This window comes from Mariniluteicoccus flavus (assembly GCF_054776655.1).
The window spans coordinates 24,491-43,038 of record NZ_BAAHBN010000014.1; the positions used below are offsets into that span (position 1 = coordinate 24,491).

The 18,548-nt window shown below is 71.5% G+C and carries 22 protein-coding genes; 12 read left to right on the forward strand and 10 right to left on the reverse strand.

What is annotated here, in order from left to right; genetic code table 11:
- Nucleotides 1-15: 15 nt before the first annotated feature.
- A complete protein-coding gene (locus ACYVAG_RS16030) occupies nt 16-651 on the forward strand; it encodes a Maf family protein (RefSeq protein WP_460771322.1) in 636 nt (211 codons plus the stop codon).
- A 19-nt stretch (nt 652-670) separates the two neighbouring features.
- Here ACYVAG_RS16030 and ACYVAG_RS16035 read toward each other — a convergent pair whose 3' ends face one another.
- Nucleotides 671-1,135 (reverse strand): hypothetical protein, encoded by a 465-nt coding sequence (locus ACYVAG_RS16035; RefSeq protein WP_460771324.1) that lies wholly within the window; start codon nt 1,133-1,135, stop codon nt 671-673.
- Between the two features lie 35 nt (nt 1,136-1,170).
- Here ACYVAG_RS16035 and ACYVAG_RS16040 point away from each other — a divergent pair, with 35 nt between their 5' ends.
- The 5 genes from ACYVAG_RS16040 (at nt 1,171) to efeB (ending at nt 6,276) form a co-directional block, all read left to right on the forward strand.
- Nucleotides 1,171-2,109 carry a decaprenyl-phosphate phosphoribosyltransferase gene (locus ACYVAG_RS16040; protein WP_460771326.1) on the forward strand — a complete coding sequence of 313 codons (939 nt, stop codon included), beginning with the start codon at nt 1,171-1,173 and terminating at the stop codon, nt 2,107-2,109.
- Nucleotides 2,110-2,120: 11 nt separating this feature from the next.
- Nucleotides 2,121-2,816 (forward strand): SDR family oxidoreductase, encoded by a 696-nt coding sequence (locus ACYVAG_RS16045; RefSeq protein ID WP_460771328.1) that lies wholly within the window; start codon nt 2,121-2,123, stop codon nt 2,814-2,816.
- Between the two features lie 61 nt (nt 2,817-2,877).
- A complete protein-coding gene (gene efeU, locus ACYVAG_RS16050) occupies nt 2,878-3,759 on the forward strand; it encodes an iron uptake transporter permease EfeU (protein WP_460771330.1) in 882 nt (293 codons plus the stop codon).
- Complete coding sequence (gene efeO / locus ACYVAG_RS16055; RefSeq protein WP_460771332.1) at nt 3,756-4,952, forward strand: iron uptake system protein EfeO; 1,197 nt, start codon at nt 3,756-3,758, stop codon at nt 4,950-4,952. Before efeU ends, efeO begins: the two co-directional genes overlap by 4 nt.
- A gap of 1 nt (nt 4,953) precedes the next feature.
- Nucleotides 4,954-6,276 (forward strand): iron uptake transporter deferrochelatase/peroxidase subunit, encoded by a 1,323-nt coding sequence (gene efeB, locus ACYVAG_RS16060; protein WP_460771334.1) that lies wholly within the window; start codon nt 4,954-4,956, stop codon nt 6,274-6,276.
- Nucleotides 6,277-6,295: 19 nt separating this feature from the next.
- Here efeB and ACYVAG_RS16065 read toward each other — a convergent pair whose 3' ends face one another.
- The 7 genes from ACYVAG_RS16065 to ACYVAG_RS16095 form a co-directional block, all read right to left on the reverse strand.
- Nucleotides 6,296-6,718 (reverse strand): lipoprotein LpqH, encoded by a 423-nt coding sequence (locus ACYVAG_RS16065; protein ID WP_460771336.1) that lies wholly within the window; start codon nt 6,716-6,718, stop codon nt 6,296-6,298.
- 140 nt (nt 6,719-6,858) lie between these two features.
- Nucleotides 6,859-8,424, reverse strand: a complete 1,566-nt coding sequence (locus ACYVAG_RS16070; RefSeq protein ID WP_460771338.1) for an acyl-CoA carboxylase subunit beta — start codon at nt 8,422-8,424, stop codon at nt 6,859-6,861.
- 23 nt (nt 8,425-8,447) lie between these two features.
- Nucleotides 8,448-9,641, reverse strand: coding sequence for an acyl-CoA dehydrogenase family protein (locus ACYVAG_RS16075; protein WP_460771339.1), 1,194 nt, complete (start codon nt 9,639-9,641; stop codon nt 8,448-8,450).
- 146 nt (nt 9,642-9,787) lie between these two features.
- On the reverse strand, nt 9,788-10,498 hold the full coding sequence (locus ACYVAG_RS16080) for a response regulator transcription factor (RefSeq protein WP_460771341.1): 711 nt from the start codon (nt 10,496-10,498) through the stop codon (nt 9,788-9,790).
- 33 nt (nt 10,499-10,531) lie between these two features.
- Nucleotides 10,532-11,545, reverse strand: coding sequence for a magnesium transporter CorA family protein (locus ACYVAG_RS16085; protein ID WP_460771343.1), 1,014 nt, complete (start codon nt 11,543-11,545; stop codon nt 10,532-10,534).
- A 44-nt stretch (nt 11,546-11,589) separates the two neighbouring features.
- Entirely contained in the window at nt 11,590-12,696 is a 1,107-nt protein-coding gene (locus ACYVAG_RS16090) for a GTP-binding protein (protein WP_460771345.1), read from the reverse strand.
- A complete protein-coding gene (locus ACYVAG_RS16095; protein WP_460771346.1) occupies nt 12,693-12,971 on the reverse strand; it encodes a type B 50S ribosomal protein L31 in 279 nt (92 codons plus the stop codon). The genes ACYVAG_RS16090 and ACYVAG_RS16095 overlap by 4 nt, the downstream gene beginning before the upstream one ends.
- 131 nt (nt 12,972-13,102) lie before the next feature.
- On the opposite strand from ACYVAG_RS16095, the gene rpmB reads away from it, so the two are divergent.
- The 5 genes from rpmB to ACYVAG_RS16120 are packed head-to-tail and all read left to right on the forward strand — an operon-like array spanning nt 13,103 to nt 14,645.
- Nucleotides 13,103-13,339 (forward strand): 50S ribosomal protein L28, encoded by a 237-nt coding sequence (gene rpmB / locus ACYVAG_RS16100; RefSeq protein WP_460771348.1) that lies wholly within the window; start codon nt 13,103-13,105, stop codon nt 13,337-13,339.
- A complete protein-coding gene (gene rpmG, locus ACYVAG_RS16105; protein ID WP_460771350.1) occupies nt 13,339-13,506 on the forward strand; it encodes a 50S ribosomal protein L33 in 168 nt (55 codons plus the stop codon). Before rpmB ends, rpmG begins: the two co-directional genes overlap by 1 nt.
- The gene (gene rpsN / locus ACYVAG_RS16110) at nt 13,506-13,811 is read left to right on the forward strand and encodes a 30S ribosomal protein S14 (protein ID WP_460771351.1); all 306 of its coding nucleotides are present in this window, start codon (nt 13,506-13,508) and stop codon (nt 13,809-13,811) included. The genes rpmG and rpsN overlap by 1 nt, the downstream gene beginning before the upstream one ends.
- Nucleotides 13,812-13,820: 9 nt before the next feature.
- Complete coding sequence (gene rpmF, locus ACYVAG_RS16115) at nt 13,821-13,997, forward strand: 50S ribosomal protein L32 (protein WP_460771352.1); 177 nt, start codon at nt 13,821-13,823, stop codon at nt 13,995-13,997.
- A 42-nt stretch (nt 13,998-14,039) separates the two neighbouring features.
- The gene (locus tag ACYVAG_RS16120) at nt 14,040-14,645 is read left to right on the forward strand and encodes a LamB/YcsF family protein (protein ID WP_460771354.1); all 606 of its coding nucleotides are present in this window, start codon (nt 14,040-14,042) and stop codon (nt 14,643-14,645) included.
- A 185-nt stretch (nt 14,646-14,830) separates the two neighbouring features.
- Here ACYVAG_RS16120 and ACYVAG_RS16125 read toward each other — a convergent pair whose 3' ends face one another.
- Nucleotides 14,831-15,463: a TetR/AcrR family transcriptional regulator gene (locus ACYVAG_RS16125; RefSeq protein ID WP_460771355.1), complete on the reverse strand. Its 633-nt coding sequence runs from the start codon at nt 15,461-15,463 to the stop codon at nt 14,831-14,833.
- The gene (locus tag ACYVAG_RS16130) at nt 15,463-16,305 is read right to left on the reverse strand and encodes an alpha/beta fold hydrolase (protein WP_460771357.1); all 843 of its coding nucleotides are present in this window, start codon (nt 16,303-16,305) and stop codon (nt 15,463-15,465) included. Before ACYVAG_RS16130 ends, ACYVAG_RS16125 begins: the two co-directional genes overlap by 1 nt.
- A 369-nt stretch (nt 16,306-16,674) precedes the next feature.
- On the opposite strand from ACYVAG_RS16130, the gene ACYVAG_RS16135 reads away from it, so the two are divergent.
- The gene (locus ACYVAG_RS16135; RefSeq protein WP_460771358.1) at nt 16,675-18,447 is read left to right on the forward strand and encodes an acetyl/propionyl/methylcrotonyl-CoA carboxylase subunit alpha; all 1,773 of its coding nucleotides are present in this window, start codon (nt 16,675-16,677) and stop codon (nt 18,445-18,447) included.
- Nucleotides 18,448-18,548: the final 101 nt, after the last annotated feature.

Genomic DNA, 18,548 nt, shown 5'->3' on the forward strand with positions numbered 1-18,548 from the left:
CTAGCGTTCCACCCCATGAACCCCCGCGTCGTCCTCGCCTCCGCCTCTCCCGCCCGGCTGGCCACGCTGCGGCGCGCCGGCATCGAGCCCGAGGTCATCGTGTCGGGCGTCGACGAGGACGGGGTCGACCAGCGCTCCGCCGCCGACCTCGCCACCGTGCTCGCTGAGTTCAAGGGTGCCGCCGTGGCCGACCGGTTGGCCGCCGAGCAGGCCACGGCGGCCGGCATCGACACGCTCGTCATCGGCTGCGACTCGGTCCTCGAACTCGACGGCGAGGCCCTCGGCAAGCCACTCACCCACGAGGTGGCCGTCGACCGCTGGCGCGCGATGCGCGGCCGCGGGGCGGTCCTCCACACCGGTCACCACCTGGTCCGCCTCGGGCCGGACGGACGCCGCGCCCTCAGCCGGTGCGGGTCCACGAAGGTCCGCTTCGCCGACCTGTCGGACGCGGAGATCGCGGCGTACGTCGCGACCGGCGAGCCACTCCAGGTCGCCGGGGCGTTCACGATCGACGGGCTCGGCGGGGCGTACGTCACCGCCATCGAGGGCGACCACCACAACGTGATCGGCCTCAGCCTGCCCCTGCTGCGCACGATGGTCGGCGAGCTCGGCCTCGCGTGGCACGACCTCTGGACGCCCACCTCCACCTGACGCCCACCTCCACTGAGGCTCAGGCCGGCTGTCTCCGGAAGGTCAGGCCCGAGGGGTCGCCGCCGGTGAACGCCGCGTTCCAGCCGGGGCCCTGGGTCTCGGCGCGGTGGAACACCACCGCGTCACCACCGTCCGCGGTGACCGTCCAGCCACCCGCGTACGCCTGCTCGCGCACCCAGCGCGCGAGCTCCGCCCCGGCCGGCGCGGTCATCACCAGCGTGACCACGTTGGACTGGTCGACCCGCTGGTCGACGCGGACCGCCGCGGGGAGCGCGAAGTCACGCGGTCCGTTGGCGAACCCGAGCTGGGCCAGCGTCGCACCCCCCTGCGCGGGGGTCGGGGCGGGCGATCGCGTGGGTCCGGGGGACGCGGTGGGGAGTGCGGGCGGCTCGCCGGCAGCACCGCAGGACGTCGCCGTCACGGCGACCACCACCGCCGCGACGAGGGACGACACACGGCGGGGGGTCGGGCCTGCGAAATGCACGGTTCCCACCGTAGTCGCGATAACCTCGACCCGACATGACTACCGAGCACAGCGCCACCGCGCCCGCCCCCGACGCCGAGCGTCCGAAGACGTTCCTCCCTGCGCCGCTGCGTGCCATGCGGCCCCGTCAGTGGATCAAGAACGTCCTCGTGTTCGCCGCCCCGCTGTCGGCCGGGGCCCTCATCGACCCCCGCGTGGTGCTGCAGTGCATCCTCGCGTTCTTCGCCTTCTCGATGGCCAGCGCCACGATCTACCTGATCAACGACATCATGGATGTCGAGGAGGATCGCCTCCACCCGCGCAAGCGTTTCCGCCCGATCGCGGCGGGTGAACTGAAGGTCCCGACCGCATGGGCGCTGTCGGTCGTCACCTGCGCCATCGCCATCGGCCTCGGCTTCTGGACCGCCAAGATGCTCGGCGTCACGATCATCGTCTATCTGGTGCTCCAGATCATGTACACCCAGTTCCTCAAGCACCAGCCGATCATCGACCTCGCCATGGTGGCCTCGGGCTTCCTGCTCCGCGCCGTGGCGGGCGGCGTCGCCGCCCACATCGAGCTGTCGTCGTGGTTCCTCCTGGTCGCCTCGTTCGGCTCGCTGTTCATGGTCGCAGGCAAGCGCTACTCCGAGATGGTCGCCCTCGGCGCCGACGCCGGTACGCGGCGCTCCCTGCAGGCCTACACCGTGTCCTACCTCCGCTTCGCGTGGCACCTGTCGGCCGCCGTCACGCTGGTGTCCTACAGCCTGTGGGCCTTCGAGCAGCAGGAGATGAAGCCGGGCGTCTGGGGCGTCCCGTGGACGGTCCTGTCGATCGCGCCGCTGACGATCGGCCTGCTGCAATATGCGATGGAGGTCGACAAGGGCGACGCCGGCGAGCCCGAGGACGTGGTGCTCAACCACCGCGCCCTGCAGATCATCGGCGTGATCTGGTTGGCCCTCGTCGCCATCGCCGTCTTCGTCCACCCGTTCGCCTGATCCCCGCGCCGATGACGCCCCTGGACCGAGTCGCCCTCGTCACCGGTGCCACCCGCGGCATCGGGCGTGCGATCGCTGCCGACCTCTCCCGCGACCACCACGTCCTCGTGGGGGGTCGCGACGCCAAGGCCTGCGCCCGGGTCGCCGCCGAGCTCCCGAGCGCCGAGCCGTTCGCGGTCGACCTCACCGATCCGCTCGCCGTCGCCGGGGCGGCCGCGACGATCGCCCGGCTCGACGTGCTCGTCCACAACGCCGGCGTCTCCGCGCTCGGCACCATCGCCGAGGCCGACCACGACGCGTGGGTCCGCGTGCTGGGTGCCAACGTCATCGCCGTGGCCGACCTGACGCGCGCCCTCCTGCCCGCCCTCCGGGACGCGGGCGGCCTGGTCGTGGCCATCAACTCGGGCTCGGGCTTCCGCGCCGGCGCGGGCGGCGGGCTCTACAGCGCCTCGAAGTTCGCCCTGCGGGCGCTCACCGACGCCCTGCGCGAGGAGGAGCGCGGCCGCGTACGCGTGACCTCGATCCACCCGGGCCGCGTCGACACCGACATGCAGCGCGCCATGCAGCAGCAGATGGGCAACGACGCCTATCGCGCCGAGCTCTATCTCACCCCCGAGTCCGTGGCCGCGGCCGTGCGGCTGGCGGTCGACACCCCCGACAACGGCACCGTCGAGGAGCTGTCGCTCCGCCCCGTCCACCAGGGCTGAAGCAATTTGCACGGTTATCCCGTGCAGGTTTAGGTTAGGGCTACCTAACACTGGAGCGTCCATGACCGGCAACTTCCTGATCGGCCTGCGCGAAGGCCTCGAGGCCTCGCTGGTCGTCACCATCCTCATCGCCTATCTGGTCAAGACGGATCGCCGCCACCTGCTGCCCCGCATCTGGGCCGGTGTCGGCGCCGCCGTCGCCGTGTCGCTGGCCTTCGGGGCGCTCCTCACGTTCGGCCCCAGGGGCCTGACCTTCGAGGCCCAAGAACTCATCGGCGGCGGTCTGTCGATCATCGCGGTCGGCTTCGTGACGTGGATGATCTTCTGGATGGCCGGCGCCGCGAGATCCCTCTCCGGGCAGTTGCGGTCGAAGATCGACGCCGCCGCCGACGGCCGCCGCGGCGCCCTGGTCCTCGTCGCCATGCTCGCCGTTGGACGCGAGGGCCTCGAGACCGCCCTGTTCCTCTGGGCGGCGACCAAGGCCGCGGCCGCCGAGAACGGCTCGACCACCACCCCCCTCATCGGCGCCGCCCTCGGCCTCGCCGTCGCCGTGGCGCTCGGCTGGCTCGTCTATCGCGGCGCCCTCAAGATCAACCTCACGAAGTTCTTCACCTGGACCGGGGCGTTCCTGATCCTCGTCGCGGCGGGCGTGCTGGCGTACGGCGTCCACGACCTCCAGGAGGCCCGCTTCCTGCCGGGACTGCACAGTCTCGCATTCGACGTCTCCCACGTCATCCCCCCGGGCTCGGTGATCGGCACCCTGCTCAAGGGCGTGTTCAACTTCTCGCCCGCCACCACGTGGCTCGAGGCGATCGCCTGGGTCGCGTACGCGGTCCCCACGTCGCTGCTGTTCTGGCGGACGATGCGCCGCCGGAACGCCACCTCCGCCGCCCCGTCGCCATCCACCGTCCCGCACCCCGCAACCTCTGGAGACCGCGCATGACCCGCACCCCCGCTGCCGCCAACACCAGCAACACCATGTCCACCCGCTGGGCCGCGGCCCTCGCCTGCGGCGGTCTGCTGCTGACGACCGCCTGCACCGACAACGCGCCGGCCAACCGGCCGGCCGGCGACCCGCGGTCAGTCGCTGTCACCGCCAGCGACACCGCCTGTGACGTGACGGCCACGACCGCCCCGTCGGGCCGGCTCACGTTCTCGGTGAAGAACGTCGGCAGCCAGGTCAACGAGTTCTATCTGCTGGCCGCCGACGGCCTGCGCATCATCGGCGAGGTCGAGAACATCGGCCCCGGCCTGTCGCGCGACCTCGTGCTGACCGCGCCCGCGGGCGCGTACTTCACCGCCTGCAAGCCCGGCATGGTCGGCGACGGCATCCGCAAGGCGTTCCAGGTCAGCGAATCCGGGGCCCAGGTCGTCGACGCCGACGACAAGGCGCTGGTCGACCAGGCCAACCAGCAGTACCAGTCGTATGTGAAGGACCAGACCGAGCAGCTGCTCACCAAGACCGAGAAGTTCGCGGCGGCGTACAAGGCGGGGAAGGACGACGAGGCGCGCGCGCTCTATCCCGACGCGCGCACCCACTGGGAGCGCATCGAGACCGTGGCGGAGAGCTTCGGCGACCTCGACCCCATGATGGACGCGCGCGAGGCCGACCTCGAGCAGGGCCAGGAGTGGACCGGCTGGCACCGCATGGAGAAGGACCTGTGGCCGGAGCGCGCCCAGGCGTACGCGGCACTGAAGCCCGAGGAGCGCGCGAAGTTCGCCGACAATCTTGTGAAGAACACCAAGGACCTGTATGAGCGCACCCGCACGCTGACGTTCACCGCCGACGCCATCGGCAACGGCGCCAAGGGCCTGCTCGACGAGGTCGCGACCGGCAAGGTCACCGGCGAGGAGGAGTTCTGGTCGCGCACCGACCTGTGGGACTTCCAGGCCAACGTCGATGGCGCGAAGGTCGCGTGGCAGGGCCTGCAGCCGTTGCTCAAGAAGAAGAACGCGACGCTGGACGGCCAGATCGCGACCGACTTCACCGAGCTCCAGAAGCTGCTCGACAAGCACCGCGTCGGCACGGGGTTCAAGACGTACGACAAGCTCTCCGAGGCCGAGGTCAAGGAGCTGTCGGACGCCGTCAACGCGCTGTCGGAGCCGCTGTCCCAGCTCACCGCCGCCGTGGTGTGACATGACCGACGACCACCGTTCTCCGAGCGAGCGCCAGCGAGACGAGGAGCGCCGCCCCCTCTCCCGCCGCGGCGTCCTCGGTGCGGCCGCCTCCTCGCTGGCCGCCGGCGCCGCCTTCGGCGGCGGCTTCGCCACGGGCCGCGTCACAGCACCCGAGGCCCACGCGGCGCCCCCGGCGCCGTCGCCCACCTATCCCTTCCACGGCGACCACCAGGCCGGCATCACGACCGAGGCCCAGGACCGCCTCCACTTCGCCTCGTTCGACGTCACCACCGACTCCCGTGAGAAGCTCGTGCGCCTGCTGCAGCGCTGGACCGAGGCGGCGGCGCGCATGACCCAGGGCGGGTACGCCGGCCCGGTCGGCCCGACGTCGGGCTCCTATGACATGCCGCCCGACGACACCGGCGAGTCGATCGGCCTGCCCGCCGCCGGCCTCACGCTCACGTTCGGGTTCGGCCCGACCCTGTTCGCCACCGCCGACGGGCGCGACCGGTTCGGCCTCGCCGCCCGGCGTCCGGCCGCGCTCGAGCGCCTCCCCCACTTCCCGGGCGACAAGCTCGACCCGGCGACCAGCGACGGCGACCTCTGCGTCCAAGCCTGCAGCCACGACCCGCAGGTCGCCGTGCACGCCATCCGCAACCTCGCCCGCATCGGCTTCGGCACCGTGGCCCTGCGCTGGTCCCAGCTCGGGTTCGGGCGTACGTCCTCGACGTCGACCGCCCAGGCGACGCCCCGCAACCTGTTCGGCTTCAAGGACGGCACGGCCAACGTGAAGTCCGAGGAGTCGGCCGCGCTCGCCGACCACATCTGGGTCCCGTCGGGCCGCGACCCGCGGGAGGACTGGCTCGTCGGCGGCAGCTATCTGGTCGCCCGCCGCATCAACATGCACATCGAGACGTGGGACCGCGCCTCGCTCCGCGAGCAGGAGAAACTCATCGGCCGCTCCAAGGCCGAGGGCACGCCGCTGTCCGGCGGCGTCGAGCACGACCAGCCCGACTTCGCGAAGGCCGGGCGCGGCAACAGGCCGCTCATCGACCCCGCGTCCCACGTCGCAATGGCCCACCCGAGCCACAACAGCGGCGTACGCATGCTCCGCCGCGGCTACAACTTCGTCGACGGGTCCACCGACCTGGGCCGGATGAACGCGGGCCTGTTCTTCCTCGCATACGTCACCGACCCGCGCACCCACTACATCCCGATGCAGACCGCGATGTCGAAGGGCGACCTGCTCGTCGAATACCTCCAGCACACGGGCTCGGGCCTGTGGGCGATCCCGCCCGGCGTACGCCCGGGCGAGCACGTGGGGCAGAAGCTGTTCGGCTGAGGCCGGCGGGCGGTGGGGCTCAGCCCTTGATCGACCCGCACGTCACGTCGAACTCGACGTCCTCGGTGCCGGGCCCCTGCTGGGCGTTGCCCTGCTCGTCGATCTTCACCAGCTTGCCCTTCGCGCGGAACCGCTTGTCCTCCACGGTGACGGTGGCCTCACCGAGTCCCTTGCCGGGCTGGGCGGCCATGGTCGGCTTCTCCTTGGAGCCCATGCGAAAGTCCTCGACGGTGGTGCCCTTCACCAGCAGCATCGCCCCCGCGGGGCCCGACTCGGCCGTGATGCGGACGGACTCCCCCGTGCGCTCGCACTCGACCTTCGAGACCTTGTAGACGTCCCCGTCGGCGGTGAACGACCCCTCGCCGCCCGCGATCAGCGAGCAGCCGAGGCTGGGCAGGGCGAGCAGGGACACCAGGGGCAGGGCGAGGCAGCGCGGGTTCACGCGGCCAGCCTGCCACAGGGGGCGGCCCACCACTCGCGCTGACTGAGCGAGGCCGCCTGCGGCCGCCCCACGCTGACTGAGCGAGGCCGCCTGCCCCGCCCCACGTTGACCGAGCGAGGCCGCCTGCGGCCGAGTCGAAGTCACACCGGCGGCACCCCGTGGTGGCGCGCCGAGAAGTGGCGCTCCTTGGTCGCCGCCGCCGCGAACCGCGCCACGAGCTCGCCGCGGACCTCACCCGGCTCGATGATGCCGTCGATGACGAGGTCGGCGGCCAGCCGCAGGATGTCGATGTCCATCTCGTACTCCCGCCGCAGCCCCTCGACGTACGCCGTGCGCTCGGCCTCGTCCTCGATGGCGTTGATCTTGTTCGCGTACACCGCGTTGATCGCCGCCTCGGGGCCCATCACGGCGATCTTGGCCGTCGGCAGGGCGAGGCACGCGTCGGGGCCGAAGCCCGGGCCGCACATCGCGTACAGCCCCGCGCCGTAGGCCTTGCGGACGACGAGCGAGATCGTCGGCACCGTCGCCTCGGCCATGGCCGTGATCATCTTCGCGCCGTGGCGGATGATGCCCTGGCGCTCGACCTCGGATCCGATCATGAAACCCGGCACGTCGGCGAGGAACAGCAGCGGGATGTTGAACGCGTCGCACAGCCAGATGAACCGCGCGGCCTTGTCGGCGGAGTCGACGAACAACACGCCGCCCTTGACGGCGGGCTGGTTGGCGACGATGCCGATCGGCTGGCCCTCGAGCAGGCCGAAGCCCGTGACGAGTTCGGGCGCGAACAGCGGCTTGACCTCGAAGAACGAGTCCTCGTCGATGATCGCCTCGATGACGGTGGTGATGTCATAGCCGACCGACTCCGACGCCGGCACGAGGTCGTCGGCGAACGCGCGAACGGGCTCGGCCGCCGCGTACGCCGGGGGCCGCTCGCGCCACGACTGCGGGACGTAGGTGAAGTAGTGCTTCGCCTGCTCGATCGCGTCGACGTCGTCGACGGCGAGCTGGTCACCGCAGCCCGACACGGTCGCGTGCATGCGGGCGCCGCCCATCTCCTCGAGCGACACCTTCTCGCCGACGACCATCTCGGCCATGCGGGGTGAGCCGAGATACATCGAGGCGTTGGCCTCGACCATGATCACGATGTCGGTGAAGGCCGGGATGTACGCTCCCCCGGCCGCCGACGGCCCGAACAGGCAGCAGATCTGCGGCACCTTGCCGGACAGCATGACCTGGTTCTTGAAGATGCGCCCGGCGCCGCGGCGCCCGGGAAAGAGGTCGACCTGGTCGGTGATGCGGGCCCCGGCGGAGTCGATGAACCAGAAGATCGGCAGCTCGTCGCGCAGCGCCGTCTCGGTGACCCGGATGATCTTCTCGACCGTCCGCGCGCCCCACGAACCGGCCTTGACCGACGGGTCGTTGGCGACGACGAGCGCGGCGCGGCCGTCGACCAGGCCGCGGCCGGTGACGACACCGTCGGCCGGCAGGCCCTGCGCGCGGGCGTTGGCGAGCTGGCCGTCCTCGACGAACGTGCCCTCGTCGAAGAGCAGCGCGATGCGCTCGCGGACGAACAGCTTGTTCTGCGACGCCAGCTTGGCGGAGGCCCTCTCGGGCGGGGCGAGCGTACGCTCCCGCGCCTCGTGGATGGACGCGGCGTCGCTGATGGCCGGGGGCAGGGTCTCGCTCATGGGCCGGGGGTCACTCATGGACTCAGTCTCGCGCAGGGTCGTCACTCGACGGGGAGGCCCATGCCGCGGGCGATGAGCATGCGCTGCACCTCGGAGGTGCCCTCGCCGATCTCGAGGATCTTGGCGTCGCGATAGAACCGGGCGACGGGGTATTCCTCCATGAAGCCGTAGCCGCCGAAGATCTGCGTCGCGTTGCGCGTGGCGCTGACCGCGGCCTCCGAGGTGTAGAGCTTCGCGATGGCCGCCGCGCGCTTGAACGACGCGATCTGGGCGGGGGTCTTCGAACCGTGCTCGATCGCGTCCTTCTGGGCCGCGGCCGCGTACGTGAGCAGGTGGGAGGTGTGAACCATGACGTCGAGGTCGGCCAACTGGAACGCGACCCCCTGCTTGCGGCCGATCGGCCCGCCGAAGGTCTTGCGCTCCAGCGCGTACTCCAGGGCGAGGTCGCGGCAGGCGCGGACGCAGCCCAGCGCGAGGGCCGAGATCGCGACGCGACCGTCGTCGAGCGTCGACAGGAACTGGCCGTAGCCCTTGCCGCGCGTGCCGAGCAGGTTCTCCTCGGGGACGCGGCAGTCCTCGAACGTCAGCGGGTGGGTGTCCGAGCTGTGCCAGCCGAGCTTGTGGTAGGCCGGTTCGACGGTGAAGCCCGGCGTACCGTTCGGGACCATGATCGCCGAGATCTCGGGCTTCCCGTCCTCACGCGTGCCGGTGCGCGCCGTGACCGTGACGACGGAGGTGATGTCGGTGCCGGAGTTGGTGATGAACTGCTTCGAGCCGTTGACGACCCACTGGCCGTCGACGACCTCGGCGCGGGTCTTCGTGGCGCCCGCGTCGGAGCCCGCCTCGGGCTCGGTGAGACCGAAGCCCGCGAGCGTACGCCCGGCGATGAGATCGGGCAGCCAGCGCTCCTTCTGCTCGATGGAGCCGTACGCGGCGATCGGGTTGATGCCGAGGCCGACGGCGGCCTCGAGGGTGATGCCGAGGGCCTGGTCGACGCGGCCGAGCTCCTCGATGGCGACGCAGAGCGAGGTGAAGTCGCCGCCGCCGCCGTACTCCTCCGGGGCGTGGAGGCCGAACAGGCCCATGTCGCCCATCTGCTTCACGACCTCGAGCGGGAACCGGCCCTCGCGGTCCCAGTCGGCGCAGTGGGGCGCGACCTGCGTGCGCGCGAAGTCGGCGACCGCCTCGCGGAAGTCGTTGTGCTCCTCCGACAGCTGGAACGAGGGCTCGGACATGGGGGACCTCCAGGGCTTCGATGACCTGGCCCCGGTTCACGGGCGATCCGGCGGCCGAGGCAAAACCTAGGATGTCCTAGTAAATGGCGCAACCCCCGGCCGGGGGGTGGACCGGGGGTTGCGTACGGCCTGCCGCGGGGCCGGGCTCACACGCCCGTCTTGCCCACCAGCTTGTAGCCCGCCCCGCGGACGGTCTCGATATGGGAGGCGCCGATCTTCGCCCGCAGGCGCTGCACGGTGACCTCGACGACGTGGGCGTCGGCCCACTCGCCGAAGCCCCAGACCCGGTCGAGGAGCTGGGCGCGGCCCAACACCTGCCCGCGATGCTCGAGGAGCACCTCCAGGAGCCGGAACTCCGCGCTGGAGACCTTGACGGGTTCGCCGTCGCGGGTGATCGTCATGCCGGCCAGGTCGATCTCCAGGTCGATCTCCAGGTCGCCCAGGCGTACGGTCGGTGACGCGGCCCCGGCGGGCGTCGCGCGCCGAAGGACCGCGCGCAGCCGGGCCGCCAGCACTGCGCCGTCGAAGGGTTTGATCACATAGTCATCGGCCCCGGCGTCGAAGGCGGCGAGCTGGTCGTGGGGCAGGTCGCGGGCGGTCAACATCACCACCGGGAGGTCGCGGCGCTCCTTGAGCCGTTTGGCGAGCGAGATGCCGTCGAGGTGGGGCAACATCACGTCGAGCAGCGCCAGGTCGGGGCTGACCCGGTCGATCGCCGCCAGCCCCGCCAGCCCGTCGGCGGCGACCTCGACGTCGAAGCCCTGGCGCTGCAGGACGAGCGCCGTGGTCACCCTGAGGTCGTCGTCGTCCTCCACCAGCAGGACCAGCGGGCGCTCGGCGGGGGCGGTGGAACTCATGGCCCGAGCGTACTGGCGTCCTGGCGGGGGCGGTCAGATCCAGTCGAAGCGGCGCAGGAGCGCATACACCCCGATGGTGCCCAGCAGGATCGCGACGACGCTGAAGACGAGCCCGATCGGCTGGCCGTCGCCCGGGAACGGGATGTTCTGGCCGAACCAGCCCGTCACGGCGGTCGGCACCGCGATCACGGCGGCCCAGCCGGCCAGCTTCTTCATCACCACGTTGAGGTGGGCGTCCTGCAGCGAGAGATTGGTCTCGAAGATGGTCGAGACCACGTCGCGCAGGGAATCGGTCCACTCGGTGGCCCGCATCACGTGGTCATAGAGGTCCTGGAAGTAGCCGTCAAGGACGTGGTCGCCCCCGTCGTGCGCGGCCCCGAGGCGCTCCGCCCGGTCCCGCATCACCGCCGACACCACCTCCCGCATCGGCAGCACCACGCGCCGCAGCTCGACCAGCTCCTTGCGCAGGCGATAGACGCGCTGCTGGATGTCGCGCCGCGAGCGGGCCTCGGCGAACAGCAGGTCCTCCAGCTCCTCGGACGCGTCGTCGAGGCGCTGGATCGTCGCGAAATGGCCGTCGACGACCACGTCCATCAGGCCGTGGACCAGCGCGCCCGGCCCGTGGGCGAGCAGGTCGGGGTCGGCCTCCCAGCGGTCCTCGACCGGGCCCAGGGGCAGCCCGTCGGCCCGGCGTACGGTCACCAGGGCGGTGGGCAGGACGAAGGCTGAGACGCGCGAGGTGCGTACGCGGGAGTCGTGCAGCGCGTCGCCGCCGTCGTCGTCGAGCGTCGCCCCATAGACCGTGATGAAGGTGTGGCTGCGGTGGCGGGTCGCCTTGGGCCGCTCGTCGGCGGCGACCGCGTCCTCGACCGCGTGGGGGTCGAGCTTGAGCTCGTCCGCGACGCGCTGGAGAACGGCGGGGTCGGGGTCGAGCAGGTCGACCCACACGAGCACGCCGGGGTCGGCGACCAGCCCATGGATGGCGCCCACGTCCTGCGGGCAGTCCACGCGCCGGCCGTCGCGCCAGCAGACGATGCGTACGTTCACCGGGCCAGTCTGCCCTGCCGCCGCACCCGGCACAGGCAGGCGGGTCAGCCCGCGTCGCGCGCCTCCGCCACCCCCAGCCAGGGGTCGAACCCGTCGGGTCGGCCCCGCCAGTCCCACAGGCGGGCCAGCTCGAAGTCGGTCATCAGCACGTCGGCGTGCGCGCGGGCGATGCGGTCGCGGTCGGTCAGGTCGATGCCGGTGACCAGCAGTCGCGAGCGCGGGGTACGCCTCCCCCAGACCCCGCCCGGGCCGATCGCCAACTGGCCGCCCGCGCCGTCCCACGCGCAGACCTGCTGGGGGCGCGTGGGCAGCCAGAAGCAGCCGCGTCCGCGCACGAGGCCCGAGCCGAGCAGCTCGATCTGTTCGAGCAGGCGACCCGGATGGAGGGGCCGGTCGCTGGCGAGGTCGAGGGTCCAGACGCCGTCACCGTCGGCGCACGGGGTGTGGGCCCGGTCGACGGCGTCAATGCGCGCCTGCGCCCGGGCGAAGTGGTGCTCGGCGGCGATCGTCGCGGGCGCGTCGAGGTCGGCCAGAGTCGTCCAGCGCGCGGTCGGCGACACCAGGTGGTCGAGCACGGCGGCCTCGCCGGATTCGGGTCGGTCCAGCGTGGCCACGACGTCGGCGAAGTCGAGCTGGGCGGCGAGCGCCTCGCCGACGGCCCGCGGGTCGCCGGCCACCAGCGCGTCGCCGCGCTCGGCGATCAGCTCGTCGCCGAAGAGGTCGTCGACCAGGGTCTCGGGGTCCACGACGGTGACGGCCGCAGCGATGCGCGCGGCGAGGTCGCCCGCGCCGATCGCCGCGTCGACCTCGTAGGCCACCGGCTCCGGTGCTGCTGTCAGCGGCAGCGCGAGCACGACCGCCGACCACCGGCCCGCGTCGACGACGCGCTGCAGCGTCGGCACGATGTCTTCGCGCACCGCACAGTTCAGGCACGCATGGCCGAGGTCGCTGCTGTCGTCCCACACCACGCCGCCGGCGTCGGTCACGAGCCGGCGTACGCGGCCGCCGACCGATCCGTCCAGCGCGGTGAGGTCATGGCGCACCAGCACCGCGCCCGGCAGGTCGACCAGCAGGCCGAAGGCCGCGGCGTCGCGCGCGACCTGGTCCAGGGCGGCGAGGACGATGATGGGGGTCGCGCCCCGGCGCCTCATCGGCGCTTCTCCTCGGAGGCCGAGCCCTGCGTACGGCGGCCGAACCTGCGCTCGAACTTCTCCACCCGGCCGGCGGTGTCGAGGGTGTTCTTGCGGCCGGTCCAGAAGGGGTGGGTGGCGCTCGAGACGTCGACGTCGACGACCGGATAGGTGCGGCCGTCGCTCCACTCGACTGTCCTGGTCGACGTGGCCGTCGAGCGGCTGAGGAACTCCAGCCCGCCCGCGCGGTCGCGGAACACGACGTCTCGATAGTCCGGATGGATGCCTGGCTTCACGGTGTCCTTCTCTCGTGGTGGGGTCTCGGGTTCGGGTTCCTGAGGGGCGGATTGACTCCGCGTACATGGGAATGATTATCATGTGCACCTTGTTCGTCAAGTCGGGCCCCCTGGCCCGAGGAAGGAGCACCATGTCGGCCCGTTGCCAGGTCACCGGCGCCCAGCCGGGCTTCGGCCACAACGTCCCGTGGTCGAAGAAGAAGACGAAGCGCCGCTTCGACCCCAACATCCAGCACAAGCGCTATTGGGTGCCGAGCCTCGGCCGGACGGTCACCCTGACCGTCTCGGCGCGCGGCATCAAGACCATCGACCGTCGCGGCATCGACTCCGTCGCCCGCGACCTCATCGCGAAGGGAATGAAGTTCTGATGGCGAAACGCAGCGACGTCCGCCCCATCATCAAGCTCCGGTCCACCTCGGGGACCGGCTACACCTACGTCACCAAGAAGAACCGCCGCAACGACCCGGACCGGCTCGCGCTGATGAAGTTCGACCCGGTCGTGCGGCGCCACGTCGAGTTCAAGGAGCAGCGCTGATGGCCAAGAAGTCCAAGATCGCGCGCAACGAGCAGCGCCGGGCCACGGTGGAGCGGTACGCGGCCCGCCGCGCCCAGCTGAAGGCCGTCATCGACGCCGTCGACACGGCATGGGACGAGCGGATGACGGCCGTCCGCGACCTGTCGAAGCTCCCCCGCGACGCGTCCCCGACCCGGCTGCGCAACCGCGACGCCATCGACGGGCGACCCCGGGCATACATCAGGAAGGCCGGCATCTCCCGCGTCCGGTTCCGCGAGATGGCCCACCGCGGCGAGCTGCCCGGCATCACGAAATCGAGCTGGTGAAGGAGTGTCATGGCCGTTCCCAAGCGCAAGATGTCCCGATCGAACACGCGCCACCGACGCGCCCAGTGGAAGGCGCAGGCGCCCGACCTGGTGCCGATCCGCGTGCAGGGGCGCGAGATCAGGGTCCCCCGCCGGCTGGTGATGGCCTATCAGAACGGTCTCATCGCGCTGCCCGAGTCGCGCTGACCCGATGTCAGGCGATGGCCCGGCGCGTGAGAGAGTGCGGTGATGGGCATCGATCTGAACGCGAACGTGGGCGAGGGTTTCGGCGTCTGGTCCCACGGCGACGACGAGACCCTGTGGCCCCAGGTGTCCACGGTGAACATCGCCTGCGGGTTCCACGCGGGAGACGCCCGGACGATGCGGTCCGCGGTGGCGCGGGCCGTCGAACGGGGCGTACGCATCTGCGGACTGGTGGGCTATCGCGACCTCGCAGGCTTCGGGAATCGCTTCCTCGACGTCGATCCGGACACCCTCGCCGCCGAGGTGGTCTATCAGCTCGGCGCCCTCGACGGGCTGGCGCTGGTGGCTGGCGGCAACATGGAGGCCGTACGCCTGGCCGGCGCGCTGGGCGCCTCGGCCCGCCCCCACCCGGACCAGGCGGCGGCGGCGGTCACGGCCATCGCCGCATATGACCCGAAGCTCGTGCTGGTGACCGGGTCGCGCTCAATGTCCAAGGTGGCCGAGGCCGTGGGGCTGCGCACCGAGCGCGAGGCCGAGGCGTCGCAGGACCTCGCGGGCGTCATGGACGCGGCCCGCACGGGGACGGTGGCGACGATCCACGTGACACCGGCGAACGCGGAGGCGGTGCGCCGTCTGGTTGACGCAGGCTGAGCGAGCCACGTTGGCTGAGCGAGCACTTCGTCTCGGCCGCGGGCGGCCTCGCTCAGCACAGGCTCCGCGAGTCGACGTTGGCTGAGCGAGCGCCCCGACCCCACGTTGGCTGAGCGAGCGCCCCGACCCCACGTTGGCTGAGCGAGCGCCAGCGAGTCGAAGCCCCCAAGCCAGTCCAAGCCCACTCATCGCCCCAGCAGCGCCACCAGTTCCATCCACGCCCCCGGGTCGACCTCGCCGCGCCCGGTCTCGAGCGATGCGACCATGAGCGCCAGCGCGTCGGCAGCCCCGGCGAGGTGCTCGGCGTCGTCGACGCCCAGCACGCGCCCCAGCGACAAGAACCCCGTCATGGCCGACGACAGCGCCAGCGCCACCGACCCCGGATCGACGTCGTCGCGCAGCGCGCCGCCCTCCTGCATCGCCACCACATAGGCGACCAGCGCCACGTGCCGCGCGCGATAGCGGTTGTCCTCGACCTGGGCGACATAGGAGCCGAGCACGGCCCGGTCGTCGAGCAACGCCGCCGACATGAGCCGGTCGGTCAGCATCGCCACGAGAATCCGCCGGAACGCCTCCCCCAGCCCGGGCGGGGGCCCGGCCCGGCGTACGCGGGCGGCCAGGCGGCGCATCGAGCGGCGCAGCAGCTCGTCCAGGAGGGCGTCCTTGGAGGCGAACTCGAGATAGACCGCGCCCTTGCCGATGCCGACGCGGGCGGCGACCTCGGCGATCGACGTCTTGTCGAAGCCGCGTTCGAGCACGAGGGCCTCGGCGACGTCAATGATCCGGCGGCGCCGATCGGGGATCAGAGGGCGCGGCATCAGACCTCCCCGAGGAAGGCCACCACCGCCGCCGCGACGTCGTCGGGGGCGTCGCGCTGGACCCAGTGACGTGCGCCGGGGACCTCGAAAAGGCGGGCATCGGGGAGCCTGGCGGCGGCGCGGCGGGCGAGTTGCACGGGCACGCCGGGGTCGGCCGTGCCGTGGATGAGCAGGGTGGGTGTCGTGATCTCACCGAGGCGTGGCGACAGGTCGGTCGGGGCGTCGAGCTCGGCGCGCTGGAACTCCTGCCACGCAGCCCGGTCGCCGCGGGCCCGCTGGCGGGTCAGCTCGTCGCGCACGCCTGCGGCCAGCGCGGCAGGATCGCGGACCAGCCCGCGCAGGGACAGGTCGAACAGGCGTGGCCGGGCGTACGTCAGGCGGGTGAGGCGATCGAGCAGGCCGGAGCGGATCAGGGCGGCGTTCATGACCCGAACCGGGCGGGCGGTCGGACCGAGGCCATAGCAGCCCAGGAGCACCAGCCCGCGGAGGTTTCCCGGGCGCGCGAGGGCCAAACCGGCGGCCATCGCGCCGCCCATGGACAGTCCGACGACGACGGGGCGATGCAGGCTGAGACGGTCCGCGAGATCTCCGGCGTACGCCACCCACGCGGCCCGGTCGGCGGGGCCCGGCAGCGGATCGCTCTCGCCGAATCCGGGGTGGTCGGGGGCGGCGACGCGCCAGCCGGCCTCGACGAGGCGCGGAGCGAGGTCGCCCCACGACAGCAGGGCGTTGTCGAGTCCGCCGCCGTGGAGCAGCAGGACGTCGCCGCGGGGCTCGCCCGCGGGTTCGCCCCAGAGGAACGAGAGGCATCGGCCATCGAGATCGAGGGTGCGGCGCTGCATGTTCGGCCCCTTCGGGTGGTGGTGCGTGGGTGGGCGGGAGGTGAAAAGTGCACACGTGTGCGTTCTTCGGGGGGGGTTTCGGGCAGCTCACCCGGCGTGTTGAGCACAGCCGTGCGCATTTCACCTCTCAGCACCCCGCTCGATCGTGGAACGCGCACACCTGTGCCCTGACCGCGACGTTTCGGACAGCCCACCCGGCGTGTTGAGCACACCCGTGCACATTTCACCTCTCACGCGAACAGCATAGTGACCAGGATCGCCATATGGTCACTGAAAGTCAGCCCGATCCTCTGCGCTACCGCTCCCCCGCCCCTAGAGTGACCAGCGAGACCCGCGTCGACGTCGGCGCGGAAACCCCAGGAGGACCCCATGGCCATCAACAAGGTGCTCATCGCCAACCGCGGCGAGATCGCCGTCCGCGTCGTCCGCGCGGCCCGCGACGCCGGCATCGGCAGCGTCGCGATCTACGCCGACCCCGACGCCGACGCGCTGTTCGTCAAGATCGCCGACGAGGCGTACGCCCTCGGCGGCGCGACCCCCGCCGAGACCTATCTCGACGTGCAGAAGATCCTCGACGTCGCGAAGCAGGCCGGCGCCGACGCGGTCCACCCCGGCTATGGCTTCCTCGCCGAGAACGCCGACTTCGCCCAGTCCGTCATGGACGCCGGCCTGACCTGGATCGGCCCGCCGCCCTCGGCGATCGACTCGCTCGGCGACAAGGTCAAGGCCCGCCACATCGCCCAGAAGGTCGGCGCGCCGCTCGTGCAGGGCACGGCCGATCCCGTCAAGGGTGCCGACGAGGTCGTCGCCTTCGCCGAGGAGCACGGCCTCCCCATCGCCATCAAGGCCGCCTTCGGCGGAGGCGGCCGCGGCCTCAAGGTCGCCCGCGAGATGGGCGAGGTCGCCGAGCTGTTCGAGTCGGCCACGCGCGAGGCCGTCACGGCGTTCGGTCGCGGCGAGTGCTTCGTCGAGCAATACCTCGACAAGCCCCGCCACGTCGAGACCCAGTGCCTCGCCGACTCCCACGGCAACGTCGTCGTCGTCTCGACGCGCGACTGCTCGCTGCAGCGCCGCCACCAGAAGCTGGTGGAGGAGGCACCCGCCCCGTTCCTGGACGACGAGCAGATGACCCGGCTCTATGAGTCGTCGAAGGCGATCCTCAAGGAGGCGGGCTATGTCGGCGCCGGCACCTGCGAGTTCCTCGTCGCCCAGGACGGCCGCATCTCGTTCCTCGAGGTCAACACCCGCCTCCAGGTCGAGCACCCCGTGTCCGAGGAGGTCACCGGCCTCGACCTCGTGCGCGAGATGTTCCGCATCGCCGACGGCGAGGAGCTCGGCTATGACGACCCGGAGGTCCGCGGCCACTCGATCGAGTTCCGCATCAATGCCGAGGACGCCGGCCGCAACTTCATGCCGGCTCCCGGCACCCTGACCGCCTGGCACGCCCCCGCCGGGCCCGGCGTACGCGTGGATGAGGGCTATCTCACCGGCATGACCGTGCCCGGCTCGTTCGACTCGCTCGTCGCCAAGATCATCGTCACCGGCGCGACCCGTGAGCAGGCCATCCAGCGCTCGCGCCGCGCGCTGGCCGAGACGATCATCGAGGGCATGCCCACGGTCATCCCGTTCCACCGTGCCGTGCTGGACGATCCGGCCTACACCGCGACGAACGGTGACTTCGGCGTCCACACCCGCTGGATCGAGACCGAGTTCGACAACACCATCGAGCCGTACGCGGGCACCGCCGCCGACGCCCCCGAGGCCGTCGAGAAGACCTCGGTCGTCGTCGAGGTCAACGGCAAGCGCATCGAGGTCAAGCTGCCCGCCGCCCTGGGGTCGATGAGCGGAGGCGGATCGGGCGCCGGCAAGAAGCCCCCGAAGCGCAAGAAGTCGGAGGGAGCGGGCAGGGCCGCCTCCACCAATGCCCTGACCTCGCCGATGCAGGGCACCATCGTGAAGGTCGGCGTGAGCGACGGCGACACCGTGGCCGAGGGCGACCTGATCGTCGTGCTCGAGGCGATGAAGATGGAACAGCCGATCAACGCCCATCGCGCCGGCCGCGTGACCGGGCTCAACGCCGAGGCCGGCGCCACGGTCTCGAGCGGCGCCGTCCTGTGCGAGATCGTCGACGAGGCGTCCTGACCCGGGCCCTCCACGCTTCCTGAACGATCGACCCGCCTTCTCAAGAATCTCCTGTGAAAGCGGGTCGATCGTTTCATTGTCAATGATCGGGCGGGCAGGAT